This window comes from Kingella sp. (in: b-proteobacteria) (assembly GCF_030527935.1).
Classification (GTDB): Bacteria; Pseudomonadota; Gammaproteobacteria; order Burkholderiales; family Neisseriaceae; genus Kingella_B.
In genome coordinates, this window is sequence record NZ_JAUMZV010000003.1 from 46,921 (window position 1) to 69,230 (window position 22,310).

Annotated in this window: 20 protein-coding genes; 13 read left to right on the forward strand and 7 right to left on the reverse strand. The window is 51.8% G+C overall.

From position 1 onward, the window contains the following. Window positions 1-96 precede the first annotated feature (96 nt). Entirely contained in the window at window positions 97-1,758 is a 1,662-nt protein-coding gene (locus Q4A85_RS01685) for a hypothetical protein (protein WP_303107346.1), read from the forward strand. A gap of 98 nt (window positions 1,759-1,856) precedes the next feature. Next, window positions 1,857-3,194, forward strand: a complete 1,338-nt coding sequence (locus Q4A85_RS01690) for a sodium-dependent transporter (protein ID WP_303107348.1) — start codon at window positions 1,857-1,859, stop codon at window positions 3,192-3,194. Between the two features lie 7 nt (window positions 3,195-3,201). Here the strand turns inward: Q4A85_RS01690 and Q4A85_RS01695 are convergent, their stop codons facing one another. Then, window positions 3,202-3,339, reverse strand: a complete 138-nt coding sequence (locus Q4A85_RS01695) for a hypothetical protein (RefSeq protein ID WP_303107350.1) — start codon at window positions 3,337-3,339, stop codon at window positions 3,202-3,204. A 123-nt stretch (window positions 3,340-3,462) separates the two neighbouring features. Here Q4A85_RS01695 and hda point away from each other — a divergent pair, with 123 nt between their 5' ends. From hda to Q4A85_RS01710, 3 genes are all read left to right on the forward strand, one after another. Further along, complete coding sequence (gene hda, locus Q4A85_RS01700) at window positions 3,463-4,134, forward strand: DnaA regulatory inactivator Hda (RefSeq protein WP_303107352.1); 672 nt, start codon at window positions 3,463-3,465, stop codon at window positions 4,132-4,134. Next, a complete protein-coding gene (locus Q4A85_RS01705; RefSeq protein WP_303107354.1) occupies window positions 4,131-4,811 on the forward strand; it encodes an HAD family phosphatase in 681 nt (226 codons plus the stop codon). The genes hda and Q4A85_RS01705 overlap by 4 nt, the downstream gene beginning before the upstream one ends. 94 nt (window positions 4,812-4,905) lie before the next feature. Continuing rightward, window positions 4,906-5,103, forward strand: coding sequence for a hypothetical protein (locus tag Q4A85_RS01710; protein ID WP_303107355.1), 198 nt, complete (start codon window positions 4,906-4,908; stop codon window positions 5,101-5,103). A gap of 50 nt (window positions 5,104-5,153) precedes the next feature. On the opposite strand, the gene Q4A85_RS01715 is transcribed toward Q4A85_RS01710, so the two are convergent. The 4 genes from Q4A85_RS01715 to Q4A85_RS01730 all read right to left on the reverse strand — a co-directional run bounded on the left by Q4A85_RS01715 (window position 5,154) and on the right by Q4A85_RS01730 (window position 9,796). Then, the gene (locus Q4A85_RS01715; protein ID WP_303107357.1) at window positions 5,154-6,689 is read right to left on the reverse strand and encodes a DUF4178 domain-containing protein; all 1,536 of its coding nucleotides are present in this window, start codon (window positions 6,687-6,689) and stop codon (window positions 5,154-5,156) included. A 228-nt stretch (window positions 6,690-6,917) separates the two neighbouring features. Continuing rightward, window positions 6,918-8,288 (reverse strand): adenylosuccinate lyase, encoded by a 1,371-nt coding sequence (gene purB / locus Q4A85_RS01720; protein WP_303107358.1) that lies wholly within the window; start codon window positions 8,286-8,288, stop codon window positions 6,918-6,920. Window positions 8,289-8,409: 121 nt separating this feature from the next. Further along, a complete protein-coding gene (locus tag Q4A85_RS01725; RefSeq protein ID WP_303107360.1) occupies window positions 8,410-9,285 on the reverse strand; it encodes a basic amino acid ABC transporter substrate-binding protein in 876 nt (291 codons plus the stop codon). Between the two features lie 97 nt (window positions 9,286-9,382). Then, entirely contained in the window at window positions 9,383-9,796 is a 414-nt protein-coding gene (locus Q4A85_RS01730) for a hypothetical protein (RefSeq protein ID WP_303107361.1), read from the reverse strand. Window positions 9,797-9,977: 181 nt separating this feature from the next. On the opposite strand from Q4A85_RS01730, the gene glyQ reads away from it, so the two are divergent. The 4 genes from glyQ (at window position 9,978) to glyS (ending at window position 18,779) form a co-directional block, all read left to right on the forward strand. After that, complete coding sequence (gene glyQ / locus Q4A85_RS01735; protein ID WP_303107362.1) at window positions 9,978-10,880, forward strand: glycine--tRNA ligase subunit alpha; 903 nt, start codon at window positions 9,978-9,980, stop codon at window positions 10,878-10,880. Between the two features lie 237 nt (window positions 10,881-11,117). After that, the gene (gene msbA, locus Q4A85_RS01740; protein ID WP_303107364.1) at window positions 11,118-12,968 is read left to right on the forward strand and encodes a lipid A export permease/ATP-binding protein MsbA; all 1,851 of its coding nucleotides are present in this window, start codon (window positions 11,118-11,120) and stop codon (window positions 12,966-12,968) included. Between the two features lie 22 nt (window positions 12,969-12,990). Then, the gene (locus tag Q4A85_RS01745) at window positions 12,991-16,620 is read left to right on the forward strand and encodes a glycosyltransferase (protein ID WP_303107365.1); all 3,630 of its coding nucleotides are present in this window, start codon (window positions 12,991-12,993) and stop codon (window positions 16,618-16,620) included. A gap of 98 nt (window positions 16,621-16,718) precedes the next feature. Continuing rightward, on the forward strand, window positions 16,719-18,779 hold the full coding sequence (glyS, locus tag Q4A85_RS01750) for a glycine--tRNA ligase subunit beta (protein ID WP_303107368.1): 2,061 nt from the start codon (window positions 16,719-16,721) through the stop codon (window positions 18,777-18,779). Window positions 18,780-19,198: 419 nt separating this feature from the next. Here glyS and Q4A85_RS01755 read toward each other — a convergent pair whose 3' ends face one another. Both Q4A85_RS01755 and Q4A85_RS01760 read right to left on the reverse strand, forming a co-directional pair. Beyond that, window positions 19,199-19,612, reverse strand: a complete 414-nt coding sequence (locus Q4A85_RS01755; RefSeq protein WP_368500163.1) for a thermonuclease family protein — start codon at window positions 19,610-19,612, stop codon at window positions 19,199-19,201. Between the two features lie 23 nt (window positions 19,613-19,635). Beyond that, window positions 19,636-19,764, reverse strand: coding sequence for a hypothetical protein (locus tag Q4A85_RS01760; protein WP_303107369.1), 129 nt, complete (start codon window positions 19,762-19,764; stop codon window positions 19,636-19,638). Between the two features lie 270 nt (window positions 19,765-20,034). Between Q4A85_RS01760 and Q4A85_RS01765 the strand changes: the two genes are divergently transcribed. Genes Q4A85_RS01765 through Q4A85_RS01780 form a run of 4 tightly spaced genes read left to right on the forward strand, consistent with a single transcriptional unit; the run spans window position 20,035 to window position 22,285 of the window. Beyond that, window positions 20,035-20,475 carry a hypothetical protein gene (locus tag Q4A85_RS01765; RefSeq protein ID WP_303107399.1) on the forward strand — a complete coding sequence of 147 codons (441 nt, stop codon included), beginning with the start codon at window positions 20,035-20,037 and terminating at the stop codon, window positions 20,473-20,475. Window positions 20,476-20,480: 5 nt separating this feature from the next. After that, window positions 20,481-20,711: a hypothetical protein gene (locus Q4A85_RS01770; protein ID WP_303107370.1), complete on the forward strand. Its 231-nt coding sequence runs from the start codon at window positions 20,481-20,483 to the stop codon at window positions 20,709-20,711. Between the two features lie 27 nt (window positions 20,712-20,738). Then, the gene (gmhB, locus tag Q4A85_RS01775) at window positions 20,739-21,305 is read left to right on the forward strand and encodes a D-glycero-beta-D-manno-heptose 1,7-bisphosphate 7-phosphatase (RefSeq protein WP_303107372.1); all 567 of its coding nucleotides are present in this window, start codon (window positions 20,739-20,741) and stop codon (window positions 21,303-21,305) included. Beyond that, entirely contained in the window at window positions 21,302-22,285 is a 984-nt protein-coding gene (locus Q4A85_RS01780) for a glycosyltransferase family 2 protein (protein ID WP_303107374.1), read from the forward strand. The genes gmhB and Q4A85_RS01780 overlap by 4 nt, the downstream gene beginning before the upstream one ends. The last annotated feature ends 25 nt before the right edge of the window (window positions 22,286-22,310 follow it).

The following is a 22,310-nucleotide window of genomic DNA, read 5'->3' on the forward strand; positions in this document are numbered from 1 at the left end:
AGCTATCCCGCTGATTACATCCCCTACCCCATCCGCGCCCAAATCACCCAAATCAATCCCAAGCTAGACGTCTTTTGGCAACAACACCTGCAAGAAGTGTTCGCCACACTCTCCGCGCAAGACCAAACCAACGTAACCCAACAACTATTAAGCCGCATGGGCATCACATGGAACGCCGAAGCCAAAAAATTCAGCTTCCAAGACCCCGAAGCGCAAATTTTTGAACAATTCGTCGCCAGCATTCCCGCCAAGCTCAAAACCGTCAAAATTCTCGGCGTAAACATCCAAAACAGCATGGAAAAGCTGCGTAACTTCGCCGAAGCCGTCAAAATCGCCGATTATCTGGAAAACATTTTGGAACAAATCGCCGAAGCCAACACCCGCGGCGATTTGGAACAGCAAAAATGGAAGCAAAAGCTGCACAGCGCCTTTATCTACGCTGCTGCCGATGAAATCCGCCGCAAAAAAGAGCTTATCCTGCCCGAAAACGCGCGCAAGCTGCACACCAACGCGGTTAAAGTGTTCATCAACGAAGTTTATTTAAAACAACAACTGCTCGGCTTTTGGTTTAAAACCGTGCGCAACCGCCAGCTTGCCGAATCGCCCAGCCCGCTAATCAACGATTTTCTGCGCCAAGAGCAGCGCACCCGCCAGCTAGAAATCGTGCGCGCATCCAGCTATTGGTTTGTGGTCGCACCCATGGTGGCATACGGCGCCAACCCGTTCACCATCCGCCGCTTTTTGCAGGAAGACAAACTCTATGGCGGCACATTGCTGCTCAACGGTACGGCGGTCAACAGCGCGCTGTTGCAAAACAATAATCCGCAAGTGGATGCCGCGTTTCGCAAGCAAATCGGCTTCATCATCACCATCAGCGGCAATGTGCGCCAAGTGATTATTGATTTTATGGATGAGCTGGACGGCTTTCACGAAAACGTTTTGATTCCGCTGCTGTTTGCGCCGTTTGATGCTTCATCGGGCAGCATCAACAAAGAAGTGGCGCAACGGCTGTCGCAATACACCATTGAGCTTAAAGCGGGCATTTTGCAACGGTTTAGCGACATGATTCGCCGTCTGCCCAATTGCGAAGAAGAATTTGATTATTTGTATGTGAGTATGCGCCAGCTATTTGCCAGCATCATCGGCGCATTCCAAGATTTCCAAACCCAGCCTGCGCTGCTGATGAATGCCCAAGCCGAAGAGCTGTTCGGGCAATTGGTTGCCTACGCCACTTTCTTGGAAAAACGCCGCGCCGATGTGTTCACCCAGTTGGAATGGAACGATGTGCAGCAAAACAACGTCAAAATCCGCGCCTTCCCGCAATACGCATACGATGTTGCCCAAACGCATCTTAAAGAATACCGCAAGCGCCAAGCGGCGATTGAAGCACAGCAAAGATTGGTGGATAAACCCGAAGGTTTGATGGATAAGCTATTCAAACGCAAAGCCAAGCAAATTGAAAAATTGGACGAATTGAAGCTGGAACGCAATCGCCTGCTGTTCACCGCTTACGACAAGCTGGTGAAACTGCCTGATGAAGTTAAAGAGCAAGTGGTGCACATGGAGTTTGACACCCAAATCATCCACCGCAGCAATAGCCGCAGCTATGCTTATCCCTGCGGCGAAAACGGCATTTCTGAGCTGCCGATTATTTTCAGGCTGCCTGAAAACCGCGCCGAGCTGGATTTAAACCAGCTAGCCGAGCAAATGGCGGCGCGTGAAATAGACGATGCGGATGATATGGATGATAACGAATAAGCACGTTTTGTAAAAAATTGCTAAAATCGCGCCCACTTTCAGGCTGCCTTAAACGCTGAGGCAGCCTGAAAACGTTTTGACTACCACAAGGAAGCCCCATGTCATCCCCATCCAACTGGACATCCAAAATCGGTTTCATTCTCGCCGCCGCAGGTTCTGCCATCGGTTTAGGCGCAATCTGGAAATTCCCCTACACCGCAGGCACCAACGGCGGCGCGGTGTTTTTTCTGATTTTTCTGTTGTTTACCCTGCTCGTGGGCTTGCCCGTGCTGTTGTCTGAATTTTTTATCGGGCGCAAAACGGGCAAAAACCCTGTGAACGCGCTCAAAGAAATCGCGCCGCATCCCGCTTGGGCGTGGATTGGGCGCATGGGCATGGCGGCGTGTTTCGTGCTGCTGTCGTTTTACAGCGTAGTGGGCGGCTGGGTGTTCGCCTACGTTTGGCACGCCATCAGCGGCGCGATTACACCTACCACCGATTTTGCCGCGCTGTTTGGCAGCACCATCAGCAATCCCGCGATGGTCTTGGGTTTTCAGGCTGCCTTTATGCTGGTAACCATTTGGGTGGTGCAAAATGGAGTATCGTCTGGCATTGAACGCGCTAATAAATACCTGATGCCCTTGTTATTTATCATGTTTTTGGTGTTAGCCGTGCGCTCGCTCACGCTGCCCAACGCGATGGTGGGCGTAAAATTTCTGCTGCAACCCGATTTCAGCGCAGTAACCCCCGCCACATGGCTCACCGCGCTGGGGCAAGCGTTTTTCGCGCTCAGCCTAGGCGTGTCCACCATGATGACTTACGCTTCGTATTTGGGTACCAAACAAGATTTGTTCCGCTCGGCAAACAGCATTATGTGGTTGAATATGCTGGTTTCTTTGCTGGCGGGCTTGGTGATTTTCCCCGCCGTGTTCGCGCTGGGCTTTAAGCCCGATGCCGGCCCCAGCTTGATTTTTATCGTGCTGCCCGCCGTGTTCCAAAAAATGCCGTTTGGCACGCTGCTGTTTGCCGTGTTTATGGTGCTGGTGGCGTTTGCCACGCTCACGTCCGCGTTTTCCATGCTGGAAACCGCCATCGCTTATTTTGTGCAAAAGCAGCCGCATTGCCGCCGCCGCATTTCGTGGATGGCGGGCGTGGCAATTTTTATCGTAGGCATTCCTTCCGCGCTGTCGTTTGGCGCGCTGGCGGAGTTTAAAATCATCGGCAAAACAGTGTTTGATTTGTGGGATTATTTGATTATGTCGTGGATTATGCCGCTCAGCTCGCTGGCGGTGTGCGTGCTGGTGGGCTGGGTGTTGAAGCGCGATGGCGTGTTGCAGCACATGATGCTCGGCAGCGATTTTTCGCCCGTTATCGCCCGCATTTGGCACGCCGCCGTGCGCTATATTGCGCCGATTGCGATTTTGCTGGTGTTTGCGAATACGTTGGGGTGGATTTAGGTTGGATTTAGGTTTCAGGCTGCCTTGGGTGATTTAAGGCAGCCTGAAACCTATCATCAAACAGAACAATCGTAGGGTGTGCAGCTTTGCTGCGCACACTGTTTAAGGCAGCCTGAAACTCAATCCACTCAACAAAAATACCCAACACTCCCTACCCGTTCCATATTTTCAGGCTGCCTTAACCCCCAAGGCAGCCTGAAACCTTTGCACCCCCCTTCACAAAACATTACAATCCCCCATCCCACCATCCTGCAAACCTCCAACCGCCGTGCAACAAATCGCCTTTGATTTCAACGACCCCGCCTACCCCCGCTTTGACAAACTGCTCGGCACAGCCAACGCCGAGCTTATCTACATCCTGCAACAAGAACACGACCAATTTCTCTACATCTGGGGCGAACAAGGCTCAGGCAAAAGCCACATCCTGCAAGCATGGGTGGGGCAAGCCCTGCAAAAGCAGCACACCGCCGTGTACATCGACGCAAGCACCACCACGCTCGCCGACACCGCCGCCCAAGCCGATTTTGTCGCCATAGACCAAATAGAAAAACTAGGCGATGCCGAGCAAGCCACCTTGTTCTACATCTTCAACCACTTTCGCAACAGCAAACGCGGGCATCTCTTGCTCTCCGCCGACACCCCGCCCAGCAAACTGCAACTGCGCGAAGATTTGCGCACCCGCATGGCATACTGCCTTGCCTACGAAGTCAAATCGCTCAGCCGCGAAGAAAAAATCACCGCGCTCACCAATATGGCAAAAACCCGCCAGCTCAACATAGACTCCAGCATCTACCCCTACCTGCTAGACCATTGGCGGCAAGACCTAGGCAGTCTCATCACCCTATTCAACGACCTTGCCAACTACTCCATCAGCCAAGGCAAGCCCATCACCCCCACCCTGCTGCGCCGCCTGCTCAAACAACAGAAAGACAAACCATGAAAAATCTCGCCATCTTTGACCTAGACCACACCCTAATCCACACCGACAGCGACAACGCCTTCCCCAAATTCCTGATTGAACAAGGCTTGCTGGATGCCGACTACGCCGCCGCGCAAAACGAAAAATTCTATCAAGACTACCTTTCAGGCTGCCTAAACGTTGCCGATTTCGTCCGCTTCCAAATCACCCCCATCGCCCACCTTACCCCCGCCCAGCGCAATGCCCTGCACCGAGCCTTCCAAGCGCAATACATCGCCCCACACGCCAGCCAAGCCGCCAAAGATTTGGTGAACCAACACCGCCACGCAGGCGACAAATTGCTGGTTATCTCGTCCACCAACGAATACATCATCGCCCCCATCTGCCAACAAATCTTCGGCATCCACAACATCATCGGCACACAACTGGAAACCGATGCCAACGGCTTGTTTACAGGCAACATCATCGGCACGCCCAGCCTGCAAGAAGGCAAAATCACACGGCTCAACCAATGGCTCGCCGCGCGCGGCGAAACGCTGGCCAGCTACGGCAAAACCTATTTTTACAGCGATTCCAAAAACGACTTGCCGCTGCTGAGTATCGTGGGCGAACCCGTTGCCGTAAACCCCGATGCCACCTTGTTGGCGCACGCCCAAGCACAGGGGTGGAAGGTGTTGCGGTTGGATGATGCAGCCTAAAAATGGCATATCGGCAGTAGGTCAGGCATTGATGCCCGACAGACACGAGCCTATTTATCTCAATACACCACAAATTGAAAAACGTCGGGCATCAATGCCCAGCCTACTGCCAAAGGTTTCAGGCTGCCTAAACGCGGGCGGGATGGTTGGGCAGCCTGAAAACTGTCCCCGCGCTCCTACGGCTTGCTGGCAAGCCGTGCGCTTGGCAAATAAGAACAGCGGGGTTTGCTCATGGCTTGGCAACGTGCCATTTGATGGCAAACCATCTCTACGCCATAAAAAGGCAGCCTGAAAACGGGTTTATCCACTTTCAGGCTGCCTTTGTCTTGTCATCAATCATTATCAATCATCGTCATCATCTTCGCTGCGGTCGCGCCCTGCATGGATAAGGATGTACACAATCACGCCAGATAACACCAGCGAGAAGCCGAAGTCGTCGTCGTTCATTTTTAGCCATGCGGGGATGTTGAGCAGGATAAAGATGCCGACCATCAGCCAAACCATTTGCCGCGACACGGGGTCGGGCTGCATTTGCGCGGTGTAGCGGGGGGCGTTGCTGCCGTCAAATTGGAACCATGTGGCAAACTGCTTGCGCGATACGGGGGTGTTTTTGCTCCATGCGAGTTCTTGTAGGGTGCGCTGGGCGGAGAGTTTGGCTTCGCCTTGTTGATAGTCTTGGTAATAGGTGATGTCGCCTGCGCGGATGTGCCAGTAGAACGCGCCTGCTGCGTAGCTAACGCGCCCGCCGTAGTCGTAGAGTTTGTAGGCGTTTTTGGGGATGCGGTTATCGGTGAGCGTGGGGAATTGGGTGAGCGTTTCGGAAAGCGTCCATTTGTTTTGCGATGTTTCCACCAGCCAGAGAAAGCCTTGGCTGGGGCTGTATAGCAGGTATTCGCGCCACCAATCTACGGGGGTTAGGCTGAGTGGGCTGCCGTATAGGGCGGTGTGTGCGTCGTCGGGGTTGAGTTCTTCGTAGCGGACTGCGCCGATAACGGTGTAGGCTGCGCCGTGGATTTTGCCTGTTGTGCCGATGGGCAGGGGCAGCGCGTCTTGCTGGGCTTGGCGCATTTCGTTGGCGGCGATGAGTTTGGCTTTTTCTTCGCTGGTGTCTAAATCGCTGCCGCAGCTGGGGCAGATGACGGTGGTGGTGATGCCGCGCAGCCAGTGCACAGATGAGCCGCAATGGGGGCAGTTTTCGCTTTGGCGCGTGCCTTTGATGCTGCCTGCGCTTTGGCGGATTTGCTCTTCGCTGCGGGTGTTTTGTAGGAAAAGTTGGTTGAGCTGGGCGGTGCTGCCGAGAAAGGCTTGCGGTGGGGTTTCGCTGTAATCCAGCGTGAGAAAGGCGTTTTCGCATCGCCAGTCGGCAACGCGGTTGTGGTATTGCGCGGGCAGCCTGAAAGGCAGTTCGCCTTGTGCGGCGGCGTTGGATAGGGTGATTTCGCGCACATCGCTGGCGACAAAGGTTTTGCCGTAGTCTAGCTCGCTGATGCCTGCGCGGATGTCTTCAAACGGGGGGGCGTTGGGGGGTGTGGCGATTTGGCGGGTGATGACGTGGATGTCGCCTGCTTCGGCGAGCCAGCCGTTTTCACCGTTGTCAAACTGGATATACCATTCGTTCCACGCGCCCACATCGTATTTGGCTTGCAGCCGCCCGACTACGGTGAAGCCTTGCCCTTGATGCGTGCCTGTGGTGGCGATTTGGATGGGGCTGAAATCTTGCAGCAATGCGCTGTCGCGCCCTGTGTCGCGCAGGCTGTTGTCTTGCAACACGAGCATGCTGTTGCAATAGCTGCATACTACGGTGATGGCGGTGGGGCTGTGGACTTGAACGGGTGCGCCGCAGCTGGGGCAACTGGTGCGGAAAAATGGTTCGGACATGATGGGCGGGGAATGGGGTTGAGATGGGGAAATCATAGCATAAAGGCAGCCTGAAACTGGGGTTTGCTGTTTTCAGGCTGCCTTTGTTATCGGCATCCATGCCGCAGTTTGTTTGGATTGTGAACAGGTAAACAATAAAAATAGCGTTCGCTCATTGCGCGGGCATTAAGGCAGCCTGAAAACCGTATTGGCTACTGCATTTTCCATTTTCAGGCTGCCTTCCACCGCTCAACACCGCTGTGCCAACTCCGCCGCCTTGCCAATATACGCAGCGGGCGTGAGTGCCAACAGCTCGGCTTTGGCGGCATCGGGAATCGCCAAGCCGTTGATAAACTGGCGCAAGGTTTCGGGCGTGATGCCGTCTTTGCCGCGCGTTAGGGCTTTGAGCTGCTCGTAGGCTTGCGGCACGGCGTAGCGGCGCATCACAGTTTGAATCGGCTCGGCAAGCAGTTCCCAAGTAGCGTTTAGGTCTGCCAACATGGTGGCGGGGTTGGCTTCCAGCTTGTTCAACCCGCGCAGATGCGCCGCCCAGCCCAACAGCGCGTAGCCCGCGCCCACGCCCATGTTGCGCAACACGGTGCTGTCGGTTAAGTCGCGTTGCCAGCGCGATACGGGCAGCTTTTCCGCCAAAAAGCCCAGCACGGCGTTTGCCATGCCCAAATTGCCTTCGGAATTTTCAAAATCAATCGGGTTCACTTTGTGTGGCATGGTGGAACTGCCCACTTCGCCCGCTTTCACTTTCTGCTTGAAGTAACCCATTGATATGTAACCCCAAATATCGCGGTTAAAATCAATCAAAATGGTGTTGATGCGAGCGATGGTTTGGAACAATTCCGCCATGTAGTCATGCGGTTCAATTTGGATGGTGTAGGGATTAAAGGTTAACCCCAATGATTTTTCTACAAAATTTTGGCAATGGCGTTCCCAATCCACATCGGGATAGGCAACCAAATGGGCGTTGTAATTGCCCACCGCGCCGTTGATTTTGCCCAAAAATTCCTGCGCGGCAAGCTGCGGGATTTGGCGTTGCAAACGCGCCAGCACGTTGGCGATTTCTTTGCCCATCGTGGTGGGCGTGGCGGGCTGCCCATGCGTGCGTGCCATCATCGGCACGGCGGCTAATTCGTGCGCCATCTGTTGCAGCTTGGCGGCGATTTCGCCCAATTTGGGCAGCAGCACTTCATCCCGCGCTTGGCGCAGCATCAGGGCGTGCGACAGGTTGTTGATGTCTTCGCTGGTGCAGGCGAAGTGGATAAATTCCGTTACCGCGCTGATTTCGGCGTTGGCGGCGAAGCGTTGTTTGAGCCAGTATTCAATTGCTTTCACATCGTGGTTGGTGGTGGCTTCTATGGCTTTGACTGCGGCGGCATCGTCCAGCGAGAAGCCGCTAATCACGCTGTCTATTTCGGCGAGCGTGGCGGCGGAAAACAGGGCAACTTCGCGGATATTCGGCTCGGCAGCAAGGGCTTTGAGCCATTCCAGTTCCACGCGCACGCGGGCTTGCATCAAGCCATATTCGGAGAAAATGGGGCGCAGAGCTTGGGCGGATGCGGCGTAGCGTCCATCCAACGGGGAAAGGGCGGATAGCGGGTTAATCATGGGATGTCCTTGTTTACAATGGAAAAGACGTTTTAACTTCGTTGAAGCCTGTGGCTTTCAGGCTGCCTAACCATAACCAAAGGCAGCCTGAATGGCTATTTTCAGGCTGCCTTATATCGGTTTACTTGCTGGCTGCGGATGCGCTGGATGCCGCAGGTGCGCTTGCTGCACCGCCCGCTTGGCTAGACGGTGCGCCAAACCATTGGGTGTGGATTTTGTCGTATGTGCCGTCTGCTTTGATTTGGGCGATGCCTTTGTTGATGGCTTCGCGCAAGCCATCGTTGCGCCCTTTTTTGAACACAAAGCCGTAATGCTCTTGGATAAACGATGGGTCCACCACCACGTTGAGCTTGGCATCGGGGTGTTGCTTCACATAAAACGCCACCACGCTGCTGTCGCCCACCACGGCATCCACGCCGCCTGTTTCCAGCTCTTTAAACGCCAACGGCATGGTTTCAAAGCGTTTGATTTTGGTGCTGTCTTTGCCTTGCAATTTTTGCAAAATCAAATCGCCCGATGTCGCCGCCTGAACCGATGCGGTGCGGTTTTTCAAATCGGCAAACGATTTCACCGCGTTGCTGTTTTTGTTGTCGGTGATAATCATCTGCGTGGCAACAAAATAGGGGTCGGAGAAGTCAAGCTGTTGTTTGCGCTCATCGTTGATGGTGATGCTCGCCAAGCCCACATCGCTGTCGCCCTTGTCCACATTGGCAAACAAGCCTTCAAACGGCGTGTTCACAAATTCCAATTTCACGTTTTGCGATTTGGCGGCAGCGTCCAAAATATCGTGCGAAAAGCCAACCACTTTGCCGTTGTCCATGTATTCCATTGGCGGATAAGAAGCATCGGTGGCAACGATATAAGTGCGGCTCACATCCAAGCCTGCGCCGCTGGCAGCGGATGCGCCTGAATTGCCCGAGCCGCTATTGCCGCCCGAACACGCCGTCAGCAAAAGAGCGGAACATAAAGTTGCCGTAAGAATACGTTTTTTAAACATGGTGTTATTCCTTGTGTTGAAGTTTTTTAACGTTTTCAGGCTGCCTTAAACCTACCACAAGGCAGCCTGAAAAGGGGGATAGAAAATCAAAAACGCTTTACCAAGCCGAAGCCGCCGACGCATCCGAAGCCGCATCCAACGCGCCCCATTCGCTTGCCGCCGATGCCGCCGCATCATCATCCGCATCCGCAGGCGCAGTCATGCCTTGCTCTTGCGATGCCGACAAGCGCGCCGCCCGCTCCGCCGCTTGCGCTTCTGAATCGGGAATCACGCCCGTATCCGAAGCCATCGGCGGCTCATTCGCACGCATCGCCACCTGCTCATGCCGATTTACGCCATACGACAGCAGCACAATCGCCACCGCCACCGCAAAACTGATTGCCACCACGCGCTGCATATTAAACGGCTTAGGCGCAGGCTGTTGCTCGTTTTCAGGCTGCCCTTGTTGCTGTTGCCTCACTTGCGTGGCAGGATGCGGATGATGCGATTTTTTCTTATGACGACGGCTCATCGGGTTTCCAAATAACATACGCGCCAGCCAAACCACTGCGCGACAACGCAAGCCATTATATACGAAACGTCAAGATAGCCAAATATTTCTTAACAAAAACACACAATCCAGTATGTCGCATTTCAGGCAGCCTGAAAATACAGTAAAATAGCGCGTTTTCAAATTTCCCCGCAAAACCATCATGCTCACATTCCAACAAATCATTTTCAAACTACAACAATATTGGGCAAACCAAGGCTGCGCCATCATCCAACCGTTTGACATGGAAGTCGGCGCGGGCACATCCCACCCCGCCACCTGCCTGCGCGCGCTCGGGCCCGAGCCGTGGAACGCCGCCTATGTGCAGCCCAGCCGCCGCCCCAAAGACGGCCGCTACGGCGACAACCCCAACCGCCTGCAACACTACTACCAATTCCAAGTCGCGCTCAAACCCGCGCCCGACAACATCCAAGACCTATACTTAGGCAGCCTGAAAGAACTCGGCATCGACCCCACCGTGCACGACATCCGCTTTGTGGAAGACGACTGGGAAAACCCCACGCTCGGCGCATGGGGCTTGGGCTGGGAAGTGTGGCTCAACGGCATGGAAGTAACCCAGTTCACCTATTTCCAACAAGTTGGCGGCATAGATTGCACGCCCGTGCTCGGCGAAATCACCTACGGCATTGAACGCCTTGCCATGTATCTGCAAGGCGTGGAAAACGTTTACGATTTGGTGTGGACAACCACCCCCGCAGGCGACACGCTGACCTACGGCGATGTTTACCACCAAAACGAAGTAGAACAATCCACCTACAACTTCGAATACAGCGATGCCGCATGGCTGCTAGACCAATTCAACGGCTACGAAGCCCAAACCAAACGCCTGCTGTCAACCGAAGACGCGCCGCTTGCCCTGCCCGCCTACGAACTCGTGCTCAAAGCAGGACACACCTTCAACCTGCTGGACGCACGCGGCGCAATTTCCGTAACCGAACGCGCCACCTACATCGGACGCATCCGCGCATTAAGCCGCCAAGTGGCGCAAAAATTTGTTGCCGGTCGCGAAGCGTTGGGTTATCCGCTGTTGAAGCAAAAACAATAATGCCGTAAACGCAATAGGCAGCCTGAAATCCCTTTTCAGAACCTGTATTCACTATTTTCATAGGTATCTTTTATGGCATAAAAGCGCGGATACAAGGCAAAAAGCACAGCAAGGTTGAACACCTTGCGCGCATTTTTAACGCGGTAGCCGTGTTTTTAGGGCATAAAAGATGCCTATGAAAACAGTGAATACAGGTTCTCGGACTGCCTTACCCCACCCCCACTCAAAGAAACATCCATGATAGAAAAACTCACCTTTGGACTATTCTCCAAAAAAGACACCCAAAGTTTCATGCGCTTGCTGCGCTACATCAAGCCCTACAAAGCCCGCATCATCTTTGCGCTGATAGGCATTGTGGGCGTGGCAGCAACCGAAAGCTATCTTGCCGCCTTTATCGCGCCCTTGGTAAACCAAGGCTTTGCCATGCCATCCGAGCCGCCCGCGCTCAACACCGACACAGGCATACTCGCCACGTTGGCAAACTGGAAAGACCAGTTTAACTACCTGATTTGGGGCACGGCGGAAAAAGTTTGGATTGTGCCCGTGTTCTTTATTATTTTGGTGTTAATTCGCGGCGTGTGTCGCTTCGCCAGCACCTATTTGCTCACATGGGTTTCCGTGATGGCAATCAGTACTTTGCGCCGCGATATGTTCAACAAAATGCTGCTGCTGCCCACCGATTTTTACAAAAAAACCCCATCGGGCACCGTCTTGATGAGCATTGTGCAAATGACCGAAGGCTCAATCAGCAACGCCAGCAATGTGTTTATCGTGCTCACGCGCGACACCATGATTGTGTTTGGTTTGGTGTGCGTGCTGCTGTATCTCAACTGGCAGTTGAGCCTTGTGGTTGCCCTGATGTTCCCCATTCTCTCGCTGCTGTCGCGCTATTACCGCAATCGTTTAAAAGACATCATTGCCAGCGCACAATTTACCATCGGCACGCTGAATAACGTGGTCAACGAAGTGCACCAAGGGCATCAAGTGGTCAAACTTTTTGGCGGGCAACAGCAAGCTGCCAGCCGTTTTGCCGATGTGAACAACACCATTGTGCGGCTGGGCAAAAAAATCACCCAAGCCACCGCCGCGCGTTCGCCGTTTAGCGAACTCATCGCTTCGCTTGCTCTTGCCGTGGTGATTTTTATCGCCCTGTGGCAAAGCCAAAACGGCGTAACCACCATTGGCGAATTTATGGCGTTTATCGTTGCCATGTTGCAAATGCTTAGCCCGATTAAGAATTTAGCCAATATCAGCATCCCCATGCAAAGTATGTTTATCGCATCCGATGCCGTATGCGCTTTTTTAGATGAACCCACCGAACAAGACACAGGCAGCAAAACGCTGAACCACGTTTCAGGCAGCTTGAAATTTGAAAACATTGATGTGCAATACAGCCAAGAAACGCGCAAAGCCCTAGATAACTTCAATCTAGAAATTAAAGCGGGCGAGCGCGTTGCCCTAGTGGGGCGTTCGGGCAGCGGCAAAACCACCGTGGTTAATTTGTTGCCGCGCTTCGTTATCCCCAGCCAAGGCAAAGTGTTGATTGACGGCGAAAACATCAACGATTTAACCCTTGCCAACCTGCGTGAACAGTTTGCCCTTGTGTCGCAAGACGTGTTCCTGTTTGAAGGCAGCCTGAAAGACAACGTGCGATACAGTCGCCCCGATGCCAGCGAAGCAGACATCCTTGCCGCGCTCAAAGCCGCCAATTTAAACGATTTGGTTGCCAACCACCCCGATGGCCTAAACCAACCCATCGGCGCAAATGGCAGCCAGCTATCAGGCGGACAACGCCAACGCGTTTCCATCGCCCGCGCCATCCTAAAAGATGCGCCCATTTTGCTGCTGGACGAAGCCACCAGCGCACTGGACAACGAATCCGAGCATTTGGTGCAAGAAGCCCTAGAACGCCTAATGCGCGGACGCACCAGCATCATCGTTGCCCACCGCCTGACCACCATTGAAAACGCCGATCGCATTATTGTGATGGATGAAGGGCATATTATTGAGCAAGGCACGCATCAAGAATTGCTGGAAAAACAAGGCTATTATGCGGCGTTGAACAACATCACCAAAGTTTCTCACTAACCCTAAACTAATGGATAAAGGTATGGACACACTCAAAACCCTGCACGAAAATCACCAAGGCAAAGTATCCGATAAATGGACACGCTATCTGGAAGACTACGACCCCATCCTAACCCCCTATCGCAATCAAGCCATTAACCTGCTTGAAATCGGCGTGCAAAACGGTGGCAGCCTAGAAGTATGGTCAAAATACTTCCCCGAAGCCACTCACATTATTGGCTGCGATATTGACGAAAAATGCCAAGACTTGCACTACGAAGACCCTCGCATCCAAGTTATTATCGGCGATGCAGGCACAGAAGCCACCAAGCAACATATTCTTACCATTGTTCCCACTTTTGACATCATTATCGATGATGGTTCGCACACATCAGGCGACATTGTGCGCAATTTCGCCCATTACTTTGACCGTCTGAACGATAACGGTCTATTCATTATTGAAGACTTGCATTGCAGCTATTGGCAAGAATTTGATGGCGGGCTATACCACCCCTATTCTGCTATCAATTTCCTAAAAAACCTTGCCGACATCGTAAACCACGAACATTGGGGCTTGCCACTACGCAATAATGAAACCCTAGAAGAAATTTGCCATCGCTACAACGTCATCACGCCCCATAGCCTAGCGCACATTCATTCTGTGGAATTTATCAACTCTGTGTGCATCATCAAAAAACGCACACCTAATGAAAATGAGTTAGGTGTGCGAATTATTGCGGGTCAAGAAGCGGCCGTTGTAGAAAACAAAACCGCTAACCATACACGCAGCATTACACCCAGCCAAATTGACACAATTTATCCTCAATCACAAACCCAAGTGATTCTTGGCTTGCAAGCACAACTTGATGAAATGCAACAAAATCTCACGGCTGCGCAGCAACAAAATCAACAAGACAAAACAACCATTGCCACTCAATCAGCACAACTGGTGCAACTAACCGAACTTTCTCAATTACTGAACACTAAATTAGCGCAAATTGAGAAAAAAGCCCTACTTCTAGAAAAAGAAAACAACCAATCAACCCAACACCTACATAACCATATATCAAATTTAGACAACCACATTGCAGGATTGCAAAATTACACCGCTAGCCTAGAAAGCAAAACCAAAAGACAAGCCAAACTGTGGACATTTCGCTTACTCAAACCTTTATTCAATACCGAGCGTGCCATCAGTTCAGCAAATCGCTATCGCAAACAATTTACTTCTTTGGTGCGTGAAAAAGGTAGTATTGGCAAGGCATATCAATTTCTGCGCCATGCCTATAAACAAACCCATTCATTTCAAACGGTTAAACAGCTATTAAAATCAATCAATCAACCCGCTATCGCTATCTCTGATGTCCCTCTGCCGCCTGTGCCAGAAATTTTCCAAAGCATGGTTTCACACGATGCCAATGAAATTTGTGCACTTAAAATTGCCATTATTGCCGAATTAAGCATTCCTCAATGCAAAAAATACCGCGTTACCCAAAAACAAGAAATGTTCAAAGAATTAGGCATTCCTTGTTCGGTAACATCATGGACGGACTACGAGGAAGCGAGAAAACAAATATCTTTAGCAAGTGTGGTAATTTTTTATCGCGTGCCTGGATTTGATAGCGTAATGGCATTAATTAACGAATGTCGCCGTTTGAAAATCAAAACCTATTGGGATGTGGATGATTTAATTTTTGATGAAGAAACATTAAAAATAAGTAGCACCATTAATTCGCTAGATGAGCAAGAACGCGATGGTGTTCTTAATGGTGCAAAACTTTATCGCAAAGCCATGCTTGCTTGCGATGAGGGCATTGCTTCCACATCAGGTTTAGCCGAAGCTATGAGAGAAGCGGGTTTAAAAACTGTACACATTGTAGAAAATGCATTGGATGCCGAAACGCTTAAAGCAGCGCAAGAAATCAACAACAAAACGCAGCATTCAAATAACATCATCCGCATTATTTATGGCTCGGGTACAAAAACCCATAATATTGATTTTATGGAAGCTGCACCCGCATTAGCAGAAACACTAAAAAAATATCCTAATGTACGTTTTCGCTATGTAGGCTATTTGGAATTACCCAGCTATTTTGATGGTGTGAAAAATCAAATTGAACATATTCCATTTTGCAACTATACCGAATACTTAGCATATCTTGCTGAATGCGACATCAGTATTGCACCCTTAGAAAATTTTGTCTTCAACGATGCCAAAAGTAATATTAAATATCTTGAAGCATCGATTACTAAATTGGCTTCAGTGTGCTCGCCACGCGCTGCTTTTGTTGATGCGATTGAACATGGAAAAACAGCATTTTTAGCAGATAACAAACAACAATGGCTTGATGCGTTTGATGCGTTGATTCAAGATGAACAACTGCGTCATAGCATAGCAGCAGCAGCTTATGAACGCGTAACCCAACGCTATGCACCAGCTGCTATAGGCAAAACTCTTGCCGCTGCGGTACAAAATGAAGCATTTAATCAACAGCAAAGCAAAATTTTAACCTTTAATGTTTACTATTACCCTCAATCATTTGGTGGAGCAACGATTGTTACCGAACAGCTTAACAAGCTATTAGCCAAAGATAAAAAACATAAAATCTATGCCATTACCACGCTGCCTGTAAGCCATTATCTCAAAGCCTATGACACGATTCGTTATGAATATAAGCAAGTAACTATATTTGGTGTGGCTGTGCCGCCTCACGATGCAGCAAATTATGACAATCCTTTATTTAGTAAAGTTGTTGCCGACATTATTGAACTGGTGCAGCCTGAAATTGCACATATCCACTGTATTCAAGGTATTGGGGTAGGCGTGGTGGATTTGTGTCATAAAAAAGGCATTAAAACGGTAGTAACCTTCCATGATGCTTGGTGGATTTGCCCCAACCAATTTATGCTAGATGGCGAAAAATTCCGTGAAAACTGGGACGATGTAGCATTTGCAAACGGCAAAATGCTGGAACACACTTTATCGCAGGTGGATTTATTGCTTGCACCAAGCCAATATTTTGCAGATGTGCACGAGAAAAAACTTCATCGTACTGTTCGCGTAAACAAAAATGGTGTTACGCCACCTGTGCATAAATTTGAAAAACACAAATCTAATGTGATTCGATTTGGCTATGTGGGTGGCAAAACTAACATTAAAGGTATTCATTTAATCTTAGAAGCATTTAGGCAACACAATTTTGACTCCGCACGGCTGTGTGTCGTGGACAATATGATTAATGTTGGTTTGAAGTCTTTTTATGATGAAGATTTTGCAGGTATCCAAAATTATCAAATTGTGCCTGCTTATAACCAAAATAATATTGACCAATTCTTTGCTGAAATTGATGTGCTGCTGTTCCCAACCCAATGGAAAGAAAGTTTTGGTTTAACGGTACGCGAAGCTATTTTGCGTAATGTGTGGGTAATTGCTACCAATGGCGGGGGCGTGGTGGAAGATATTATTGATGGCGAAAACGGCACGATTATTCCGTTTGATAGCGATGCTGAAGATTTAAGCCAAGCCATCCGTGATGTGTGCAAACGTTATCAAGCTATGCCCGATGGCGCAATTATTCATTTACCCAAAAAACATATCCGCTCATTTGTTGAACAAAAAGATGAATTGGAACAGATGTATCAAGAGTTGCTGGCAGATAAAACAGCCCGTTAAGTTTCAGGCTGCCTATTACAGCTAAACAACTAGGCAGCCTGAAACGCCATTGCACAAAGCCAAAATCCCCTTACCCCAATCCCCAAAGAAAGCAAAAAATGACCCAAACCCTTCTAATTGAACTTTTAACCGAAGAACTCCCGCCCAAAGCCTTGAACAGCTTGGGCAACCATTTTGCTCAATCCATTGCCGATGGCTTGGAGAAAGCGCAACTGATTGATGGCACAACGCAATTCACCGCCTACGCTTCACCACGCCGTTTGGCGGTGGCGGTGGCGAATGTGAAGCCTGTGCAAGCGGAGCAACATATTGTGCGCAAAGGCGTTTCTGTGGCGGCGGGCATGAAAGATGGCGCGCCCACCAAGGCATTGGAAGGCTTTGCTCGCTCTTGTGGCGTGGCAATCGGCAGCCTGAAAATCATCAACGATGGCAAGCAAGATGTGTATGCGCACGAGTTTACCCAAGCGGGGCAAACGCTTGCCGCGCTGCTGGGCGAGATTGTGAACACGGCGATTAAAAAGCTGCCGATTCCTAAAGTGATGCGCTGGGGCAGCAGCACGCACACGTTTGTGCGCCCTGTGCATGGCTTGGTGGTGCTGCATGGCGCGGATGTGGTGCCTGTGAACGTGTTGGGCTTGGATAGCCGCCGCCAAACTTTGGGGCATCGTTTCCTGTCGCAGGGTGAAATTGTGTTGGCGCAAGCGGATGATTATGCGCAACAAATCGCCGAGCAGGGCAAAGTGATTGCTTCGTTTGCCGAACGCCGCGCTGCGATTAAAGCCGAGCTGGACAAGGTTTCAGGCAGCCTGAATGCTCGCGTTGCCGCCGATGATGCGCTGCTGGATGAAGTAACCGCGCTGGTGGAATATCCTGTTGTTTTGCAGGCAGAATTTGAAGCACATTTTCTTGCTGTGCCACAAGAATGCTTGATTTTGACCATGCAGCAAAATCAAAAATACTTCCCGCTGTTAGACCAAAACGGCAAGTTGATGAACCGCTTTTTGCTGGTTTCCAATTTGCAAACCGCCGACCCAAGCCACATTATCCACGGCAACGAGCGCGTGTTGCGGGCGCGGTTAAGCGATGCGGAATTTTTCTACAAGCAAGACCAAAAAGCCACGTTGGAAAGCCGCCTGCCCAAGCTGGAACACGTTGTTTACCATAATAAAATTGGCAGCCAAGCCCAGCGCATTGACCGCTTGCAAACCATCGCGGCGCACATCGCCGAGCAGTTGGGCGCAGACCGTGCCACCACCGAACGCGCCGCGCGGCTTGCCAAGGCGGATTTGGTTACCGAGATGGTGGGCGAGTTCCCCGAATTGCAAGGCACAATGGGCAAATATTACGCGCTGTTGGATGGCGAGCAGCCTGAAATCGCTGCGGCGATTGAGCAGCACTATCTGCCGCGTTTTGCGGGCGACAAATTGCCCGAAAGCCCGATTGCGACCGCTGTTGCGCTGGCGGATAAACTGGAAACGCTGGTGGGCATTTGGGGCATTGGGCTGATTCCCACGGGCGACAAAGACCCCTACGCGCTGCGCCGTGCGGCGTTGGGCGTGCTGCGGATGCTGATGAATAGCCCTTTGTCTATTCAAGATTTGCTGCATACGGTTGCGGCGCAGTTCCCACAAGGCTTGCTGGCAGAGAACACCGTTGCCGAAGTGGCGGACTTTATGCAGGCGCGTTTGGCGGTGCTGTTGCAAAACGATTATGCGCACGACACCGTTGCCGCTGTTTTGGCGCAGCGTCCCGACCGTTTGGACGACTTGGCGGATAAATTGCAAGCCGTTGAATCGTTTAAAAAACTTCCCGAAGCGGCTGCGCTGGCTGCTGCCAACAAGCGCGTGCAAAATCTGCTGAAAAAAGCCGATGCCGAGCTGGGCGCGGTGCAGGAAAATCTGTTGCAGGAATACGCGGAACGCGCGTTGTTCGCCGCTACGCAAGCCTTGCGCCCTGCTGTGCAAGCGGCATTGGCGCAACATGATTTTCAGGCTGCCTTAACCGCGCTGGCGGCGGTAAAGCCGCAAGTGGATGCGTTTTTTGATAATGTGATGGTGATGGCGGATGATGCTGCGGTGAAGCAGAACCGTTTGAATTTGTTGAATGAATTGTCGCAACTGATGAATGCGGTGGCGGATATTTCGCTGTTGAGTGAATAAGCTGCAACGCGCTGGTTGTGTTTTCAGGCTGCCTAATGGGGGTTTCGATTAGGCAGCCTGAAATGTTTGTTATGCCTAAAATGAAACAAGATAATGGTCAATCAGCCGCCATCCCGCGTTTATGCCCGAACAAGTATAGACGGGAATCTTATTTGACATTCAGAATTGATTGTAAAAACAAACTATTGTTTATTGATAGGTCAGGCATTTATGCCCGACCTACTTAGGTTTGTGCAAAGATTTCAGACTGCCTAAACGCGGGCGCGATATAGGCAGCCTGAAACCGTACCCCGCGTTTCTACGGCTTGCTTGCAAGCCGTGCGCTTGTGTTAAAAATGGATGATATGGCTGGGTTTATGCAAAGATTTCAGGCTGCCTATTGCTATTCAAAGGCAGCCTGAAAACCCATTTAAAGCTCACTATTCTCCCTTCTCCCCCGCCCCCTGCCCGCGCTGCGCTTGCCGATATTGCCACGGCGCAAGCGGGTTTTTGTTTGCCCATAGTCCTTTGCGTTGTTGCTGGGCTTGGGCTTCGGCGGCGGCGTAGCGTTGGTATTCTTGCGGGGATTGGTTGCGGCGGGCGTATTGGCGGTAGTGCCATGCGTTGCCGTTGGCGAGCTGGGCTAGGTTGATGTCTTTGCCGTTGAGCGTGATGCGGGCGACTTGCCGTCCGTAGCGGTCGGTTTCTACCACTTCTACGTTGATGCGCTGTCCGTTGAGCATTTGGCGCAGCGCGTCGCGGCTGGCGATGCCGTGCGCTTGGCTGGTTTCGGGCGCATCAATGTTGGCAAGGCGAATGCGCTGGTTGCGCCCGTTTTCATCGGTGGCGCGGATGGTGTCGCCGTCGTGGACGTGGGTTACGCTGGCGTTACGCTGGCGGGGTAGCCGTTGCTGGCTGTGTGGTCGTGGGTTTTGCTGGCGCAGGCGGTGGCGGCGAGCAGCGCGGTGAGCATGAATGTGGGCAAAAAGGCAGCCTGAAAACGCATGGTGGTCTCCTGTGATGTGATGCCAAATTATAGTCGTTCCACACAGCCTTATACTACGTTGGCTCGCTCACCACGGGCGAAATGGTTTGTTGCCAAATCGTAGATTTGGACAAAGCCAGTTTTGCTGTACTACTTGTACTATCTGCGGCTCGCCGCCTTGTCTAAGACTGTGTGGAACCGACTATATAACAAGGCAGCCTGAAAGTGGCGTTTCAGGCTGCCCTATTTTTGTTTACAATTCATTACTCGCACCCCAAAGGCAGCCTGAAAATGCACTACGACCACATTTCCTTTCACACCGATGAGCCCGATTACCCCAGCGACTTGCCCGAGCGCAATGCCGCGCATCACATCGGCTTTTACTACGCATGGGCGGTTTCGCAAAATCTGCACAGCCCCGCTGCCGCCCGCCTGCCGCAGTTTCACGACTTGCAAATTGGCTTGATTTCGGGCGCGGAATTTGTGCTGGAACAGCTCAACGGCGGGCTAGACGATGGCTGCTTTAACGCTTTGGGCAACCGATTCACCCAGTTTTACTACGCCGATGAAGAAGACGGCTACGGCGCGTTTTTGTCCGACTATTTCGCCGCACTGGGCATCCAAAGCGAAGCCGCGTTCTACCATACCCATGACACCCCCGAAAACCAAGCCAAGCTCAATGCCGTGTTTCAGGCTGCCTTTGAAGCATGGTTAGGCAGCCTGAAAGCATAGCCGCCATGCCCCGCCCCATCCATTGCCCGCAATGCCACAGCCCCAGCTATCGCCACATCCACGGCGACCAACACCAATGCAACCATTGCGGCAGCACATTCATCATCCCCCACACCCCCGCGTCCGCGCCCATATCCACGCCCGAACCGCCGCGCGCCAAGCTCAAAAGCCTACTCATCCTGCTTGCCCTTTTGCTTGCCGCCGCATGGCTGTTAGAAATGATGTGGGCAGCCTGAAAATCCATTCAACCACCGAGAAATCCCATGAAACTCATCATCCTAGACCGCGATGGCGTGATTAACTACGACAGCGACCAATTCATCAAATCCCCCGAAGAATGGCAACCGATAGACGGCAGCCTAGATGCCATCGCCTTTTTAACCCAAGCGGGCTACACCATCGCCGTCGCCACCAACCAATCAGGCATCGCACGCGGCTATTTCAACGTGCAAACGCTCAACGAAATGCACAGCAAAATGCACAAACTGGTGCGCCAAGCGGGTGGCGAAATCAGCGGCGTATGGTTTTGCCCGCACACCGCCGACAGCCATTGCGACTGCCGCAAGCCCAAATCGGGCATGATTTTAGACATTTTAGACAGATTTCAAGCCCAAGCCGCCGACACCTACCTAATCGGCGACAGCCTGCGCGACTTGCAAGCCATCGCCAACGTGGGCGGCAAGCCCATCCTTGTGCGCACAGGCAAAGGCATGAAAACATTAGCCAAAGAAAGCGAACACCTGCCGCAAGGCACGCAAATTTTTGACAGCCTATTAGACTTCGCCGTGCAACTTGTCCGCCCCAATCAGCCCAGCCCCAGCGCATCATGAAGCCCCAATTGTCCATTATCATCCCGTGCCACAACGTGCAAGACTACGTTCACGCCGCGTTGCAATCCATTTTGGACAACACGCAGCCTGAAAACCACCCGCGCCTAGAACTCATCATCATCAACGACGGCGCAACCGACCAAACCCCCGCCATCATCACCCAATTTGCCCAGCGCAGCCCCATCGCCACCCGCGTTATCCACCAAGCCAACGCAGGCTTATCCGCCGCCCGCAACGCAGGCATCGCCCAAGCGCAGGGCGAATATTATTTGTTTTTAGACAGCGACGACATCCTGCACCACCGCGCGATAGACAAAATATTATACAACTTGTCGCAGCACCAGCCCGATATTTTAGAATTTGATGCCACCGTGTTTTACGGCGAGCAAAACTGGGCAGCGCAAACCCTGTACCACGCCTATTTTGCCGACATCGCCAACATCGCCACGCAAGGGCAGCCTGAAACGCAAAAAATCCAACGCGCCTTTGCCGAAAACCGCTGGTACGCATGGTCGCGCGTGTATCACCGCAAACTGTTTGCCCATCAGCAATTCGAAGTGGGCAAATTGTTTGAAGACTTTATGACCGTGCCCTATCTCTATTTTGCCGCCGAACGCATTTTCAGGCTGCCTGAAAGCCTGCTCGGCTATCGCCAAAACGCCGCCAGCATCACCGCCAACGTCTCGCATCGCCATCTTGCCGATATTTTCTACGGCTTGCAAAAAGCCATCGCCGCCGAAGCGCAGTATTCCAACCATTTGGCGGAATTGCATATTTTGCAATTGAAAACATGGCGGCTGATTATCGCCTATTCGGTGAAGCAATTTTTGCGCACCCGCGATGCGGCGTATTTAGCCAATGTGTCCAAATTTCGCGCCCAGTTGCCCGCGCCGCAGAAAAACTGGGGCTGGCAGTTGGGCTATTTTGGCGGCGTGGTTGGCAAACGATTGTGGGCGAAAATCTGTCCAAAGGCAGCCTGAAAGCTAAGAACCTGTATTCACTATT